At 46.6% G+C, this 16,481-nt stretch carries 10 protein-coding genes and 1 pseudogene; 8 read left to right on the top strand and 3 right to left on the bottom strand.

Translation table 11 applies throughout. From position 1 onward, the window contains the following. Nucleotides 1-12: 12 nt before the first annotated feature. Complete coding sequence (locus tag ACJMM9_RS06610; RefSeq protein WP_405324901.1) at nucleotides 13-894, bottom strand: transglutaminase domain-containing protein; 882 nt, start codon at nucleotides 892-894, stop codon at nucleotides 13-15. 1 nt (nucleotide 895) lies between these two features. Beyond that, the gene (locus ACJMM9_RS06605) at nucleotides 896-3,361 is read right to left on the bottom strand and encodes a circularly permuted type 2 ATP-grasp protein (protein WP_405324898.1); all 2,466 of its coding nucleotides are present in this window, start codon (nucleotides 3,359-3,361) and stop codon (nucleotides 896-898) included. Between the two features lie 272 nt (nucleotides 3,362-3,633). Between ACJMM9_RS06605 and ACJMM9_RS06600 the strand changes: the two genes are divergently transcribed. Then, a complete protein-coding gene (locus tag ACJMM9_RS06600) occupies nucleotides 3,634-5,274 on the top strand; it encodes an acetolactate synthase large subunit (protein ID WP_405324895.1) in 1,641 nt (546 codons plus the stop codon). Nucleotides 5,275-5,283: 9 nt separating this feature from the next. Beyond that, nucleotides 5,284-5,457, top strand: coding sequence for a hypothetical protein (locus ACJMM9_RS06595; RefSeq protein ID WP_405324893.1), 174 nt, complete (start codon nucleotides 5,284-5,286; stop codon nucleotides 5,455-5,457). Between the two features lie 218 nt (nucleotides 5,458-5,675). Here the strand turns inward: ACJMM9_RS06595 and aspS are convergent, their stop codons facing one another. Continuing rightward, the gene (aspS, locus tag ACJMM9_RS06590; RefSeq protein WP_405324891.1) at nucleotides 5,676-7,463 is read right to left on the bottom strand and encodes an aspartate--tRNA ligase; all 1,788 of its coding nucleotides are present in this window, start codon (nucleotides 7,461-7,463) and stop codon (nucleotides 5,676-5,678) included. Nucleotides 7,464-7,716: 253 nt separating this feature from the next. Here aspS and hsdR point away from each other — a divergent pair, with 253 nt between their 5' ends. The 6 genes and pseudogenes from hsdR to ACJMM9_RS06560 all read left to right on the top strand — a co-directional run bounded on the left by hsdR (nucleotide 7,717) and on the right by ACJMM9_RS06560 (nucleotide 16,431). Continuing rightward, nucleotides 7,717-10,026, top strand: a complete 2,310-nt coding sequence (gene hsdR, locus ACJMM9_RS06585) for an EcoAI/FtnUII family type I restriction enzme subunit R (protein WP_405324889.1) — start codon at nucleotides 7,717-7,719, stop codon at nucleotides 10,024-10,026. 34 nt (nucleotides 10,027-10,060) lie between these two features. Then, nucleotides 10,061-11,068 carry a Fic family protein gene (locus ACJMM9_RS06580; RefSeq protein ID WP_405324887.1) on the top strand — a complete coding sequence of 336 codons (1,008 nt, stop codon included), beginning with the start codon at nucleotides 10,061-10,063 and terminating at the stop codon, nucleotides 11,066-11,068. A 17-nt stretch (nucleotides 11,069-11,085) separates the two neighbouring features. Continuing rightward, nucleotides 11,086-12,582: pseudogene (locus ACJMM9_RS06575) on the top strand (N-6 DNA methylase); the annotation flags it as partial. Beyond that, on the top strand, nucleotides 12,556-13,383 hold the full coding sequence (locus ACJMM9_RS06570) for a restriction endonuclease subunit S (protein ID WP_405324978.1): 828 nt from the start codon (nucleotides 12,556-12,558) through the stop codon (nucleotides 13,381-13,383). The pseudogene ACJMM9_RS06575 and the gene ACJMM9_RS06570, both read left to right, overlap by 27 nt. A 5-nt stretch (nucleotides 13,384-13,388) precedes the next feature. Then, entirely contained in the window at nucleotides 13,389-14,666 is a 1,278-nt protein-coding gene (locus ACJMM9_RS06565) for a DUF4427 domain-containing protein (protein WP_405324885.1), read from the top strand. Nucleotides 14,667-14,787: 121 nt separating this feature from the next. Continuing rightward, nucleotides 14,788-16,431 (top strand): hypothetical protein, encoded by a 1,644-nt coding sequence (locus tag ACJMM9_RS06560; RefSeq protein ID WP_405324883.1) that lies wholly within the window; start codon nucleotides 14,788-14,790, stop codon nucleotides 16,429-16,431. The last annotated feature ends 50 nt before the right edge of the window (nucleotides 16,432-16,481 follow it).

Here is a 16,481-nt window from a genome sequence, read left to right as displayed (position 1 = left end):
GAACTAGTAACTCTATCTATCCTTCAGATCCACGTTCACGGACACTTTCAAGGTGTGCTCGCCCCCTCCGGTGATGACTCCCTTTAACGGGCTCACATCTCCGAAGTCTCTGCCCCAGGCGAGTATGATGTGCTCGTCGCCTCCGAGCACGTTGTTGGTGGGGTCCAGTTCTACCCAGCCGTGGCTGGGAATGTAGGTGCTGACCCAAGCGTGGGTCGCGTCGGCTCCGACAAGTTTGGGTTGGCCTTCGCAAGGGTGTGTGCGGAGGTAACCGCTCACATAGCGGCATGGCAAGCGCAGTGAACGCAAGCAGCCGATCATCAGGTGCGCAAAGTCCTGACAGACGCCTTTTCGCCCGCGCAAAATTTCTTGCGGCTGAGCGCCGATTCTCGTGGCTCCCGGTGTGTACTTGCAATCGGTGTAGATTCGGGTCATGAGTTCGTAGGCGGCGTCAAAAATAGGGCGACCCTGCTCAAAACTTTCGAGTGCGTAATTGCGGACTGATTCGTCAAATTTGGCGAAAGGGGAGGCGTAGGCGTACATCGCGGCGTCCAGCGTTTCGTCGCTTGTTGGGCGTTCCAAAAGTTTTGCGACATCTTCCCATTTCATCGTTTCACCTTGTTTTGGCGGCTCGTCATTTTGAACATCCACGATGCCTGTCGTTTTGAATCTAAAGTGCGTATGCTCCTGTTCGATGCTAAATGCCAACACCCTGTTCCCGAAAATGTCCAGGCGTTCCTGCCGTATCGTTGGATTCGGTTCTACTTCGATGCTGTGGCTGAGCCAGTTTTGTCGGCTGACGGTTCGTGGGAGCATGTGGGCGAGGTGGTTGCTGTAAAGAACGGGGAGGCGGTAGTCGTAGACGGTCTCGTGATCAACTTGATAAATGGGCATCTTAAACCTCCGATACGTCAGTCATTGTCGCGTGGAAAACATCTGCGCGTGGGGCGTGGCTTAAGTAGAGCCTGTTCACGATTTCGGCAATCCGTTCAATAGAGTTTATCTGTGTTTCTACGAGTTTTATGAGGTTCTCCCTTTTGTTGTCAACGGTTTCTGCAAGCTGTTCAATGTTCGCGAGGCGAAGCTCGGCGAGTACGCGCATCAGTTCGCGGTCCAGCGGCGAGAATGTTGCTTCGCTTTGGTCGTTTCCGGGCAGATGCTTTGCCGCTTTCCGCAGTTTTGCCACCTGGTAGGCGACGCTTCGCGGGTTAGATTCGTCCGACAATAGCAAGTCAATGACGGGGACAACTTGCAAACGACCTCCATAGCGGCGGTGGTATGTCATGAGTCCATCACCGATTTCAAGCACTGCTTGCAACAAACGCAAGTTCGTCATCTCGTCAGTGGGGGCGGTGTACAGTAAGCTTTTGACCAGCTGCAAGGTGCGGATGGCGTACTCGATTTCACGACCGAGTTCCAAAAAGCGCCATTCGTGGCCGCGCGTCATGGAATCTGCTGCAAGCCCGGCCACTGCAGCGCTGTCCGACAGAACTTCCTTTAGGTATGGCAACAGCGCTGCCGCACCTGTGCCTGCCGGCACTTCTGCAATGCCAAATCCGTTCAAGTAAAGCCATAAATCCTCCGAAATGCGGTCTCGCAGTTGCATGCCGAGTTCTCGAATTTCCGTCAGCACACATTGCATGCCGTTCTTGTTGTCCTTGCGCAAGATAAAGTAACGGAGTGCGTTTTCGGGATCTTGCGCGAGCCTGGATTGCGATTCGTCCGTAAGCCCCGCTTTCAGAATCCACGGCAGTTCAGGCATATCCATCCAGGACTCGTCCGAGAGCCTCACCGCGATGCCTCTTGCAATACGCGCCATCATGTTTGAAGCCGACAATGCTCGCCCCAGCCGGAACAAGTTCTCGGCCGCACGGCTAGGCAAATCGCCTCCAGCTCTCGACGGCGTGATTGCCTGACTTGCTGGAGCGAGCAAAGAAAAGTTTGCCACCGGATTTTCCGAAAGCACCCAGATGTCTTTTTCGCCAAGGTATTCGTTCTTCGCGCAAACCATTGAACCGCTCGCATCACTTGTGGCGTTGGATTCCGCGAACTTAAATATCCCGAGACCGCCAGGCATCACCGAAGTTTCTTTTGCTGTATTGACCGCAAAGAAACGCATCAGCGAAACGGCCGGAGTGAATTCTCCACGGTAAGCGTAAACTGTTGAAACCTCCATTGATTTTTCGACCGCCCATTGTTCGGGCGCGTTCTCTACCGCTTGCAACAAGGCGAGCTGTGCAGTCGTCGTCATGGTCGCATATGCTTTGGGTTCAGCCTCCTTGACGCTCCCTTCGTCGCGGAACGCCTTCTTGAAAATCCATTTTTCTGGTTCTGCCAAAACGCGTTCCGCATCGGCTGCGTTTCCTAGCCAAAGAGTTTCTACATCGCGCAACAGCAGTTCTTCGCCCAACAGTTCTCGGCAAATCTCCGGCAAAAACGGCTTGAACACGGGCGTCTCCAGAACTCCTGTCCCGAGGAAGTTTGCTATCGCGACATTCCCTGCGCGCACGGAACTGATTAAGCCCACGGCCCCTTCGCCACTATCAATGCGTAACTCCAGCGGGTCGCACATGCCGTCTTCCACTCGGCGGAAAATGGTGCCAATCTTCTTGAGTCCCATAAGCGTCTTCATGTACACCTGCATGTTACGAATCGCGAGGTCGTCGTTTTCGACAAGCGGGATCCCGAGGTAACGGGCTATTACTGCATCTTCTGCGCGACGCGGATTGTCCGGACTCGATGCCAAAAGTACCACCTTGCTGGTTTCACCTTCACCTCCTATGTTCTTGTGCATGGCGTCTAGGCCATCCATCAGTTTCTTGAAAAATCCCGCCAGCCGTTCCGTTTGCATGCTGCGGAATAGTTCCGGGAACGCTCGGCTCACGCCAATGCGATTCTCCAGCGCACGTCCCAAGCCTTCGGGCACTTGCAAATGGTCCGACACAGCCACGAATGATCCGTCTTTGAGCCTTGCTACATCGGTCGATGTCAAGTTCACAAAAACATCGCCAACTGGCCTAACTTTCCAGACGACTTGCAAAAAATCCGGGTTCGCAAACAGCAGCGCGGCGGGCAATTTGCCGTTTTTCCAAAGACGTTGTTCGCCATAAATGTCCTTTGCCAATGCATTGAAAAGCCTTGCCCTTTGCGTCACTCCTGCTTTTAGCGTTTTCCATTCTTCAGCCGTAATCACGAGAGGGATGGGGTCTGTACCCTTGTGGTTGCCTCCCATGCTCGACGAAAGATCGTTCTCGTCAAGAACGTTATACAAACGTCTACAGCGGTGCTCGAATTCCACTTTCGACAATGCCGAAATGGATCGGATAAAAGTATCTTCTGTCTCTACACATTCCATGTTCATTTAGTCGCAAAAAATGTGCCAAGACTTATATAGGCTTAAAATCGCGTGATTTTATAATATATTCATTACGTTTCTTGTAACTATTACGGAAATTGTTGTGTAAAAGAGTGTTCCATTATTTGTATAATCCATTGCTTAGAATTCATTAAAATGCCCAAATTGCCCTAAAAAATGCTCTCTAAAGCATTATTTCTTTCAAAATTTGGCTTTTTTACGGCAAAAACACTTTTTGGCACGAATTTTGCAATCCTTTTGCGGAGACATTTAAAATTATGAACACTGCTGAAGTTTTGATCAAGTCCTTAGAAAGTGAAGGCGTCAAGTACATTTTTGGAATCCCTGGTGAAGAAACTCTCGAGTTGATGGAAGCGATTAAAAAGTCGTCCATCAAGTTCATTACGGTGCGTCATGAGCAGGGCGCGGCATTCATGGCCGATGTCTATGGACGTTTGACGGGGAAGGCGGGCGTCTGCCTTTCGACTCTTGGCCCAGGCGCTACAAACCTTGTCACAGGCGTTGCCGATGCGAATTCCGATGGCGCTCCGCTGATTGCCATTACGGGACAGGTGGGTACAGAGCGTATGCACTTGACGAGCCATCAATATTTGGACTTGGTGAACATGTTTACGCCGATTACCAAGCGCAGTAAGCAGGTTGTCCGCCCGGATACGGTAAATGAAATTGTTCGTATTGCGTTCAAGTATGCCGAAATGGAAAAGCCCGGTGCTTGCCATATCGACTTGCCGTGCAACATTGCCGCGATGGAAGTGGAAGGCGAGGTCGCTCAGACTCCGCTGAAGCATCATCGCGAAAACACCGTGTATGCCAGCACCGATGCGATCCTCGCGGCTGGCGGTGTCTTTGCAAATGCAAAGCGTCCGGTGGTTCTCGTGGGTCATTCTGCCGTGCGTAACCACGCTTCCGAGGCTTTGCGTTCATTTGTCTCTTCGTCCAAAATTCCCGTGGTCTGCACCATGATGGCAAAGGGCGTGATTCCCTCTTGTGAAAAGTATTTCATGGGATGCATCGGCATGCCGCAAAGGGATTTCCCGAACATTGTCATGGAACAGGCGGATCTCGTGATTGCGGTTGGCTATGATGTTGTGGAATATGCGCCTGCCAAGTGGAACCCGAATGGCGACAAGATGATTATCCACATCGACGAAACGCCGAACCATGTGAACAAATTCTATCAGCCCGATGAAGAAATCATTGGTGATATTTCTGCGTCTCTTGATGCGCTCAGTAGCGTTTGTCCGAACTCCTGGGAGCCGGAATGGGCGATGCAAATCCGAGAGATGATGGTGGCTGATCACTCGCGTTACGATCACGATACGAGCTTCCCGCCGACACCGCAGAAGGTGCTTCATGACATCCGCCTCGTTCTGGATGAAGATGATATCCTGATTTCGGACGTGGGTGCGCACAAGATGTGGATTGCCCGCCAGTACCATTGCGATCACCCGAACACCTGCATCATTTCTAACGGCTTTGCGACCATGGGAATTGCGGTGCCTGGCGCGATTGCGGCAAAGCTTTTGAACCCCAAGAAAAAGGTCTTGGCGGTCACGGGTGACGGCGGCTTCATGATGAACAGCCAGGAACTCGAAACGGCTTACCGCGAACACATCCCGTTCGTGACGCTTATCTTTACTGACGGAGGCTATGGCCTCATCAAGTGGAAACAGGAAGAGCGCTATGGCGACAGCTATGCGGTCGAATTCACGAACCCGGATTACGTCAAGTACGCCGAATCCATGCACCTGAAGGGCTACCGCATCGAACGCACCGAAGACTTGCCGAGCACCTTGCGCGAAGCCTTCCGTCAGGATGTGCCGAGCATCATCGAGTGTCCGGTGGATTACTCCGCGAACATGGAACTCTCGCAATATCTGAAGAATTTGAAAATATAGGAGAACGACATGGGATACATCAATAGCCTATTCACAGGGCAATCGGAATTGTTCGGTGTCGCCGTCTCCGAATCCTCGCATTTTCTTTCTATCGACAGCATCTCGGGTCACCCCGCCGTTTACCGCCATCTGAAACCCTGCGGCAATGCCGAAGAACATAAACCGCAGAAGCAGACCTTATAAAAAAGACTCCTCCATACAGTAATCAAAGAACCGCCGGTAGCAATACCGACGGCTCTTTTCATAAATGGTGCGATACTCGCAAACATGTCATTCCCGCCACCATTGTCATCCCGGACCCTGTTCCGGGAGGGAATCCCCTTTACAAAGAAACCCCGCGGTATTCCGCGGGGCTTTTCTCTCGTCTCTCGTCTGTAGCGAGCTTGCGAGCGTCCTTTCGTCTACTTAGCTGCCTTAGGCATCTGCACGGAGATGTGGATGTCCTGCAACTGCTGGAGGTCTACTTCGCTCGGGCACTGGTCCATCGGGCTAGAAGCACTCGTGTTCTTCGGGAACGCGATGTAGTCACGGATAGATTCTTCACCTTCCATAGTAGCAACAACGCGGTCGAGACCGAAGGCCAAACCACCGTGCGGAGGAGCACCGTACTTGAATGCATCGACGAAGAAGCCGAACTTGGTCTTCACCTGTTCTTCGGAGAGACCGAGCAAACGGAACACCTTTTCCTGAACTTCCGGGTTGTGAATACGGATAGAACCACCGCCGATTTCCACACCGTTAAGAACAAGGTCATAAGCTTCGGCGTTGCAATCCTTGAGGTTGCCACCGAGCATCATGTCCAAGTGTTCCGGAAGCGGGTTCGTGAACGGGTGGTGCATAGCCATGTAGCGGCCTTCCGTGTCGCTGTATTCGAACATCGGGAATTCGGTAATCCACACAAATTCACGCTTCTTCGGATCGCGGAGACCCTTGATACGGGCGACTTCCAAGCGGAGCTGACCCATAGCCGTAGCAGCAATCTTTTCCGGACCAGCGATGAAGAACATCATGTCGCCGCACTTAGCGCCAACAGCGTCGCGGAGCTCGTTAAGCTGTTCGGTCGTGAAGAACTTGCCGACCTGAGTTTCAACTTCGTCATTTTCCTTGACGCGCATCCACACGAGGCCCTTAGAACCGTACTTGGCAACATAAGCAGTGAGTTCGTCGATCTGCTTACGAGTAAAGTCGACGCAACCCTTAGCAGCGATACCGCGGATCTTGCCGCCAGCGGCAACGCAGTTCTTGAACACGCCAAAGTTGGACTTTGCACCGATTTCGGACACGTCATGAATTTCGAGGTCGAAGCGGAGGTCCGGCTTGTCGGAACCGTACTTGAGCATAGCTTCTGCCCACTTCATACGGCGGATGTGACGCGGCGGTTCGAAGTTCCAAACCTTGCCGAGAACTTCAGTCACGAACTTGTCGAACATTTCCATGACTTCGTCCTGGTTGACGAAAGACATTTCAACGTCGATCTGCGTGAATTCCGGCTGACGGTCAGCGCGGAGGTCTTCGTCGCGGAAGCACTTGGCGATCTGGAAGTAGCGGTCCATGCCAGCAATCATCAAGAGCTGCTTGTACTGCTGCGGAGACTGCGGGAGGGCGTAGAACTTGCCCGGGTTCACGCGGGACGGCACGAGGTAGTCACGTGCGCCTTCCGGAGTGGACTTGCAAAGGCACGGCGTTTCGATGTTTTCAAAACCGTTAGAGTAGAAGAAGTCGTACACGGCCTTGAGGAAGCGGCTCTTGAGGAGGAGCTTCTTCTGGATCCACGGACGGCGGAGGTCCAAGTAGCGGTACTGCAAGCGGAGGTCGTCGTTTTCCTTGCATTCTTCGTTCGGGTCGTTAATGGCGAGCGGAGAAGTGAGGGCGGCGTTCAAAATTTCGAGCTTGTCAGCCTTGACTTCGATTTCACCCGTGGCGAGCTTTTCGTTCGTGTTGCCTTCTTCGCGGGCGTAGACCTTACCAGTCACGTAAATAACGTATTCGTTACGGAGCTGTTCGGCAGTCTTCAAAACATCGGCATTGTAATCCGGATTGAAAACGATCTGGGTCTTGCCATACTTGTCGCGGAGGTCAACGAAAATCACACCACCATGGTCACGGCGGCGATCCACCCAACCGGCGAGTGTTACGGTCTGGCCAACATCTTCCTTGCGAAGCTGGCCGCAGTTATGTGTACGTTTCATGGTTGTATCCTTGAAGATAATTTTCGGGCAAAATATAGTAAAAGGAGAGTGCCGCGACAAAACATTTTTATGGGAATGGGGGAGGAATCCCCCTCGCTACAGCCTTGGTTTCCAACCAAGTCTTCCGCTACCCCTTCGAGCGGGCTTCAGACGCCAGCCCGCAACGCCCGGCTTGCCTAAAACGCTCTAAAATCCTCATTTTCGGCTGATTTTCCGCACTTTCTTGATGTATATTTACTGACAAGGTTTGCTCATGGATCCGAATAAGAAAGAACTTTCCGAAGAAGATATCAAGAACCGCTACATAACGCCGGCGTTAAACGCTGTAGGCTGGGCGGCCGAAGATATGCGTATGGAAAAGTATTTCACCGACGGGCGCGTTATTTTCCAAGGTGGCAAACATGCACGCAAGCAGGGCAAAAAGGCAGATTACCTGCTTTACTCTTCGCCGAATTACCCAATCGCCATTGTCGAGGCAAAAGACAATAACCACCCTGTAGGTGGCGGCTTGCAACAGGCGATGGATTACGCTTTGATTCTTGACATCCCCTTTGCTTACAGCAGCAATGGCGATGGCTTTGTAGAACACGACTTTTTGATGGGGACGGAAACGGAAATCCCGCTAGACAAGTTCCCGACACGCGAACAGCTTCTTGAACGAGTACGGGCGAAAAAGAATTTTACTCCCGAACAAGAAAAGGTCATCAATCAGCCTTACTACTGGGATGCGGACACTCATGCTCCGCGCTATTACCAGCGAATCGCGATTAATCGCACCGTGGAAGCCGTCGCTCGCGGAGACAAAAGAATTCTCCTCGTGATGGCAACAGGTACAGGCAAGACCTATACGGCGTTCCAGATTATCGAACGATTGCATAAGTCCGAATGCAAAAAGAAAATCCTTTATCTTGCCGACCGTAATGTTCTTATTGACCAGACCATGGGTCAGGATTTCAAGCCTTTCAAAAAGATAATGACAAAAGTGAAGGGTAAGGAGCTGGATTCTAGTTATGAAATCTACATGGCGTTGTATCAGCAGCTGGTTTCGTACGATGAGGGCGTGCCTGATCCGTTTACTGCCTTCAAACCTGAATTCTTTGATTTGATTCTGGTGGACGAATGTCATCGTGGTTCTGCAAAAGAAGATTCCGAATGGCGAAAGATTCTTGAGTATTTCAGCGGTGCAACGCAAATTGGCATGACGGCAACGCCTAAGGTTGCGAATGGCGCGAATAACCTGGAATACTTTGGCGAACCGATTTTCACGTATTCGTTGAAGCAGGGGATTGAAGACGGTTTCCTTGCTCCGTATCGCGTGACAAACAGTTTTTTGAATGTGGATCTGAAAGGCTGGGCGCCAGAAGGCCCGCAAGAAATAGACCTTTTTGGCAATGTAATCCCGGAACAACTGTATCAGCGTCCGGATTTTGGCCGCGAGCTCGTCATTAAAACCCGCCGCGAGGTGGTAGCTCGCCGCATTACACAGATGCTTTACAGAATTGGCCGTATGACCAAAACCATTGTTTTCTGCACCGATGTAGAAGAAGCGGAAGCAATGCGCCAATTGCTTGTAAATCTGAATGCCGATATGGTCAAGGAAGATTCCCACTACGTAATGCGCATTACAGGCGACGATGCCGTTGGCAAAAAGCAACTCGGTAACTTTATCGAACCGGACGAAGCCTACCCCGTTGTCGTGACGACTTCGGAAATGTTGAGTACCGGCGTAGACTGCAAAACCTGCGGACTTATCGTTATCGATAAGGAAATTGGTTCGATGACGGAGTTCAAACAGATTGTTGGTCGTGGCACACGCCTCAAGACAGACAAGGGCAAGTGGCATTTTGAAATTCTTGATTTCCGCAACGCAACCAAGCTTTTCAAAGATCCCGAATTCGATGGCGAACCGGAAATGCCCGAGGAACCGAAACATGGTGGCGGCAGTGTGCACGCACCACCTCCTCCGCCATATAATCCGGGCCCGAAAAAATACTACATCAACCATGTTGAAGTGAAAATCGATGCCGAGACAGTTTCATATTTAGGAGCCGACGGCAAGACCCAAGTGGTTGAAAGCTTTACTGACTTTACCCGCAAAAATATCCGCGGCAAATACGCTACATTAGACGATTTTATCAAACGCTGGACTGCCGAAGAGCGCAAAGCCGCGATTGTTGAGGAACTCCAAGAATACGATGTTTTGATTGAAGCCATCCGTGAAGCAAACCCAGAATTGGCTAAAGTGGATGTTTTCGACATCATTTGCCATGTGGCATTTGACCAAAAGCCATTGACCCGCCGTGAGCGCGCAAATAATGTGAAAAAGCGTAATTATTTGGCAAAATACGAGGGCAAGGCTCGCGAAGTTCTAGAGGCTTTGCTTGTCAAGTATGCCGATGATGGCATTTTGCAGATGGAACAGAACGATGTTCTGAAATTGGACCCGTTTAGCCATATCGGCACTGTGCCCAAGATTATGAAACTCTTTGGTGGGCGAGAAGGCTACGAAGCCGCTGTTATCGACCTGAAAAAACAGCTCTACTTGACCGATGATGTCGCATAATATATATTTATGATGTCGGAATAATGTCGGTTTAATGTCGGATAAAAAGTCCATGAAATTGTCGGATAAATACGAGCCGCCTTTTACACTTAACGAGGCGATAGTAAATCTTGTTGCAGAGATTTCTGCCAAGGTCGAACGATTTGTTATTCGATTGGAGCAACCGGATGGTCTGCGTTTGCGCAGGATTAACCAAATTCAAAGCATTCATAGTTCGTTGGCTATAGAAGGCAACATGCTTTCTGAAGATCAGGTGTCCGACATTATTGAGGGTAAACGGGTTATTGCCCCTGCACGTGAAATCTTGGAAGTGAAGAATGCATTGCGGACCTATGAGTTGTATCCTTCGCTGAATGCACTTTCCGAAAAAGATTTGCTTAAGGCCCATGGCATAATGATGCTGGGTATGATTCCCGATGCCGGCAAATACAGAAATTGCAACGAAGGTGTTTTTAAAGGGAATAAATGCGTCCATTTCGCCCCGCCACCGAACATAGTTCCGCTCCTGATGAAGAACCTCTTTTCTTGGTTAAAGAGGAGCAAGATGCATTGGTTAATTCGGTCTTGCATTTTTCACTATGAATTTGAATTTATCCACCCGTTCCGAGATGGCAATGGGCGAATGGGGCGTCTGTGGCAATCCCTTATTCTAAGTAAGTGGAATTCCGTCTTTGCGCACTTGCCTGTTGAAAATTTGGTCTACGCCAACCAACAGGAATACTACAATGCCATAAACGCCTCAAGTACCGCAGGCAACTGCAACATTTTTGTCGAGTTCATGCTGAACAAGATTCTAGAGGCATTAAAGGATGCTCAGAAAATTGAAGTTGAAAAGCCGATTGCAGAGGTCGTTCATTTGACCGCCCGTCAAGAAAAGATTATTGCAGCGTTAAAAAAGAACAACTTCCTTACCGAAAAGGATTTGGCAGAAATGTTTGGCGTCACCCCAAGAACGATTGAGCGTGATTTAGCGAAGCTGCAACAGAATGGAACTCTTACACGCGTCGGTTCAAAAAAAGACGGCCGTTGGATTGTCAAATAGGTTTTATAAGGTAATATATGTCCGTAAATAACTTGGTCAAGAGATTGCAGAACGAAATGCGCGGCGATGCCGGTATCAACGGCGATGCCCAGCGAATCGAACAGATGGTGTGGATGTTTTTCTTGAAGGTCTATGATGCTCAGGAAGAAATCTGGGAATGCACCAAGGACAAGTACAAATCCATCATTCCCGAAAAGATGCGCTGGCGCAATTGGGCTGTCGATGAAAAAGACGGCAAGGCGCTTACGGGTGATGCGTTGCTTGCATTCGTGAACAACGAACTTTTCCCGACGCTCAAGAACTTGCCCGTGAACGAAAATACGCCGCGTGGCAAGGCGATTGTGCGGATGGTTTTCGAAGATTTGAACCAGTACATGAAAGACGGCATCATCCTCCGCAAGCTCTTCAACATCATCGACGAAGTGGACTTTAGCGACGCTGACGACCGCCACACCTTCGGCGACATTTACGAAGGAATCCTGAAGGATTTGCAAAGCGCGGGTAATGCGGGCGAATTCTACACCCCGCGTGCATTGACGGACTTCATTGTGCAACAGCTGCACCCGAAACTCGGCGAAACCTTTGGCGACTTTACTAGTGGAACAGGCGGCTTCTTGACCAGCTGCCTGAATTACCTGAAACCCTCCGTAAAGACCACGAGCGACGAAAAGAAATTCCAGTCGTCCATTGTCGGGCAGGAATGGAAACCGCTCCCGTACCTGCTTTCGATAACCAACATGCTCGTCCACGACATCGAAGAACCGAATATCACCCATACGGATTCGCTTGGCCGCAAGGTGACGGAATTCAAGGACAGCGACAAGGTGGATTGCATCGGCATGAACCCGCCCTATGGCGGCAGCACCGGCATGAATGCCAAGCTGAACTTCCCGATGAATATGCAGAGCAGCGAAACGGCAGACCTTTTCATTGTGCTCATCATGTATCGCCTGAAAAAGATGGGGCGCGCGGGTGTGATTATCCCCGATGGATTCCTATTCGGTACCGATGGCGCAAAACTCGCCATCAAGCAGAAATTGCTCCGCGAATTCAACCTGCACACAGTCATTCGCCTGCCGGGCAGCATATTCAGCCCTTACACCAGCATCGCGACGAACATCCTGTTCTTCGATAACGAAAAGGCGAAAGGCGCACCGACAGGATTCAGCACCAAGGAAACCTGGTTCTACCGCCTCGATATGCCCGAAGGCTACAAGCATTTCAGCAAGACGAAACCGATGCGCTTGGAACATTGCAAGCCCATAATGGACTGGTGGAACAACCGCGAGGAAATCCTCGAAACCAACGACGATGGCGAAGTCGTGAGCGAAAAGTCCCGCAAATTTACGCCCGAAGAACTCGTGGAAATGGACTGCAACTTTGACCAGTGCAAGTTTCCCAAGGAAGAAGAAGAAGTTTTGCCGCCTGCGGAACTCTTTTCTTTATTTCATGAGAAAAGTGAAAAATATCTTGATGATATTTTTGGAGTGATTTCAAATCTTCAAACGATTCTTGACGGAGAAAAGGCTTCAAAGAAGAATGTTGATTCAAAATCATTTTACAAGTATAGTGAATTGGTAAAAGGCATTCCAGAAACTTTAAAAAAGAGTTTTCTCCAAGAAGCCATCCAAGGCAAACTCGTCCCCCAGAACTCCAAAGACGAACCCGCCACTGTTCTCCTTGCCCAAATCAAAAAAGAAAAAGAGTCCCTTGTTAAACAAGGAAAACTCAAAAAGAAAGATTTAGAGACTGCTCCGATTAACGAAGAAGAAATTCCGTTTAAAATCCCCGAAACTTGGGTGTGGTGCAGGCTTGGCTCAATTTGCGACTATTTGCACAGAGGTAAATCTCCTGTTTATTCTGACAAGAAAATTCTCCCAGTAATGGCTCAAAAGTGCAATCAGTGGGATAAAATCTATACAGAAAAATGTTTGTTTGCTGATCCTAAAACAATTGAAAAATATACCACGGAACAATATCTTCAAGTAGGTGATGTTATAATAAATTCAACGGGTGGCGGAACTGTCGGGAGAACAGGATTTGTCGATGAATATGTTTTTTCTGAATACGATAAATTTGTTGCAGACTCTCATGTGACCGTAGTTCGCTCCAACAAGAACGTAAACTCAAAATATGTCTATTATTTCTTAATAACCCCGTTGATTCAACGAGGAATTGAGGAAAGATGTTCTGGTAGTACAAATCAGATTGAATTGGGAACGGAAACTGTAAAAAATTACCTATTCCCCCTTCCGCCCCTAGCTGAACAGAAACGAATTGTTGCCAAATTAGAACAATTATTTAAAGTGCTGTAAACCATATGCTAAATAATGAACGATATGATTTGAGTGATAAGTTAATACATTTCTTTAGGTCAATTGATCCTGAAGATGGGTCTATGCCTGTAAGCCTTGATGATTGGGGCTTTAATAATATAGAAGAAGGGGGTGTTTTACAGCCTTTATTTTTATTGAGGGTTTGCATTAGATGTTGTCTATTGTGGTCTACATGGTCTTTTAGGAATGGTGTTAGAACGATTTATGGTTCTGATCCAGCGGTGTGCTTTACAGATATGCCTCTAGCGGCTTTTTTTGAAACATCTCAAAAACGTGGTGGCAACGGTGAAAAAATTAGTCCTTATGCTCTTATTTTTGATAAAAATCAAATGTTTCAAAACGGAGCAAGACCGGTGATTTATGGATTTTCCAATGAATGCTTTAATTTGCCTAGTGGAAAAGATGGCGGCCCAAGAATTATAGATGAAAAAATTTTGCCTTTATCTGAGCAATATAGGTTTGTTGCATATAATCCTAATGCTCAACCTTCTATAGATTGGACTCATGAAAGAGAATGGAGATTGCCAAATAGAAATTCTACTAGTTTCTATGAAAAGGAAATAAAAAAATATGGGTGTGTTGAAGACCCTTTGTTTGTTCCAGGTATGGATTTAACATCAAATAATGTAAATAATATCGGAATTATTGTAAAATCAAAAGAGGAAAAAGAACAGGTTCTCTATGATATTCTTTCCTTGATTCACAGGAATGAAATTTCTCCACAAAAATATGGATATGTTATTTGTTATGAAGAGCTTGAAGGTGTTGATACATTAAAAAATTATAATGAACAAAAGAAATTATTCGAGTTGTCAAAAATAAATTATAACCAATTCTTAAATCAAAATTCAATTCTAGCAACAAAAATGATAAAAAAAATTTATGATATGGAAAAACAAATTAACGCAAATACTAAATATACTCTTGTGAGCAATGTAGGGAAATGTTGGCTGTGGATGTATGATTTCTTTGATAAAAAGGTTCAAGCTATGTTGAATGAAGGATTTTTGAAAGTCAATAAGTATGGAAAAATATTGTATAAACCCAAATACATAAGTAATAGAAGAGATTTAGGGCAACAAGAAAATATGATAGAAGAGCTAGCAAAGCGTGTAAAGACTGAATTGGGAATAGAATGCGGGTATATGTCTGTTGCATATATAGGTAAGTCATATGATATGGATTCTCTTCCATATTACAATTCTCAAGACTTAAGCAAACGATTAGATAAACTATATTATAATTACAATGGTATTGATTGAATTGAAAAAGGTTTTATAAATACCATTTTTTTTAGTATATCTTTTGCCCTTAATTAACAAGATTGGATTTTGTACGAAATGTTATCAACTTTTTAATAAATGAAAGTTAGGATTACATACAATGAATAAAGATTGGAATAAACTCCGCTGTTTTGATGGGTCGCAAGAAAAGGCCTTTGAAGAATTGGTCTGTCAATTAGCTAGGGCTGAAAAAGATGATAATCGGGAATCTTTTTTCCGAATAGCTGCGCCTGATGGTGGTGTTGAGGCGTATTCCGTTCAAAAAGATGGTTCTGAATATGGCTGGCAAGCAAAATTCTTTTTCTCTTTGGGAAAGACTCAATGGTTTCAAATAGAAGAATCTTTTAAGACTGCATTAGAAAAACATCCAAAGTTGGTTAAATACATTGTGTGCATTCCTTTGGACCGTCCTGATCCACGAATTACAGTTACAAAAGGAAAACGAGCGGGAAAAAGCAATAAATCTCTGATGGATTGCTGGAATGAAAAAGTTGCGCTTTGGAAGAATTTAGCAGAAAAACAAGGTAGAACCGTCGATATAGAGTTTTGGGGCGATTCTGAAATTTTTTATAGGTTAAGTAAAGAAGAGAATAGAGGCCGAAAATATTTTTGGTTTAACGAAGAATCCTTTTCTAAGGAATGGTTTGCGGATAGGCTAGAACAGTCTATTGCCAATTTAGGAAAAAGGTATACTCCTGAACTTAATGTTGAATTACCGATTGCAGAAGTGTTTGATGGCTTGTCTGGTGGGAGCTTCTTTTACAAATACTTCTATAAGTGTATTAATCAAGTGCTAAGCAATCGATATAAAATCAATGGTAGCGATTATCCTGAAAATATTGAATTACAAAGAAAAGAAATAAGTTGTAAGATAAATACATTGTTTGAAATTTTTGATAATGACGATAAATTGACTATAGATAATGTTGTTTCATCACAACAAACATTAAAAGATTTTTTTCAACAGTTGGTTAAATTTTACGATTTGGTCAAAGATTGGTCAAAATCTATAAAGGATAGAAGTCTTGGGTATATTCGTAATTCCATCCTTGAATACCAAAATATCATATCGGATGTATTGGATTATCTGGAATCTCCCTCATGTAATTTATTTTTAAATCCTAGTATGTTGCTCATCGGAGACGCGGGAACAGGAAAATCGCATTTGCTTGCAGATGTTGCAAAGAAAAGATTAGATAAAAATGCTTATACGTTCTTATTCCTGGGAAATCAGTTTAATGACGATGATTTGTGGACGCAGATTTTAAGCAAAGTATCAATTAAATGTTCTCGAGATGTGTTTTTAGGGGCTTTAGATTCATTAGCCGAAACCAATAACGAAAGAATTCTTTTCTTTTTTGATGCGTTAAATGAATGCGACTATCATAAATTTTGGAGCCAAAATATTGCAGGACTTGTAGCTTCTATACGAAAATACAAAAATTTGGGCATAGCTTTTAGCGTAAGAAGTTCATATAGAAGGAAAGTTTTAACTAGTGATTTAGAAGAATCGTGTAACTTTGTTGAGGTGGAACACCACGGCTTTTCGGGTGTAGAATATAACGCAATCAGTCTATACTTTGAAAAATATTGCATTGAACAACCGTCTGCACCATTACTAAATCCTGAATTTTCAAACCCGTTATTTTTGATGCTTTTTTGTGAAGGTTTAAAGAAAAAGGGGTTGCACAAAATTCCAAAAGGATATTGGACTATGCAGGAGTTTAATAAGAGGGTAGCGTAACTACTATATTCATTGCACATCCCCAAAAGGTAAAGCAATGGCAAAAATCA

The sequence above is a fragment of the Fibrobacter sp. genome (assembly GCF_045112255.1).
Lineage (GTDB): Bacteria > Fibrobacterota > Fibrobacteria > Fibrobacterales > Fibrobacteraceae > Fibrobacter.
This window is presented reverse-complemented; position numbering and strand designations above follow the sequence as displayed.

What these genes read in the sequence shown, in the direction of transcription:
- ACJMM9_RS06610 (WP_405324901.1), bottom strand. Translation starts at nt 894, where the DNA reads ATGCCCATTTATCAAGTTGATCACGAGACCGTCTACGACTACCGCCTC.
- ACJMM9_RS06605 (WP_405324898.1), bottom strand. Translation starts at nt 3,361, where the DNA reads ATGAACATGGAATGTGTAGAGACAGAAGATACTTTTATCCGATCCATT.
- ACJMM9_RS06600 (WP_405324895.1), top strand. Translation starts at nt 3,634, where the DNA reads ATGAACACTGCTGAAGTTTTGATCAAGTCCTTAGAAAGTGAAGGCGTC.
- ACJMM9_RS06595 (WP_405324893.1), top strand. Translation starts at nt 5,284, where the DNA reads ATGGGATACATCAATAGCCTATTCACAGGGCAATCGGAATTGTTCGGT.
- aspS (WP_405324891.1), bottom strand. Translation starts at nt 7,463, where the DNA reads ATGAAACGTACACATAACTGCGGCCAGCTTCGCAAGGAAGATGTTGGC.
- hsdR (WP_405324889.1), top strand. Translation starts at nt 7,717, where the DNA reads ATGGATCCGAATAAGAAAGAACTTTCCGAAGAAGATATCAAGAACCGC.
- ACJMM9_RS06580 (WP_405324887.1), top strand. Translation starts at nt 10,061, where the DNA reads ATGTCGGATAAAAAGTCCATGAAATTGTCGGATAAATACGAGCCGCCT.
- ACJMM9_RS06565 (WP_405324885.1), top strand. Translation starts at nt 13,389, where the DNA reads ATGCTAAATAATGAACGATATGATTTGAGTGATAAGTTAATACATTTC.
- ACJMM9_RS06560 (WP_405324883.1), top strand. Translation starts at nt 14,788, where the DNA reads ATGAATAAAGATTGGAATAAACTCCGCTGTTTTGATGGGTCGCAAGAA.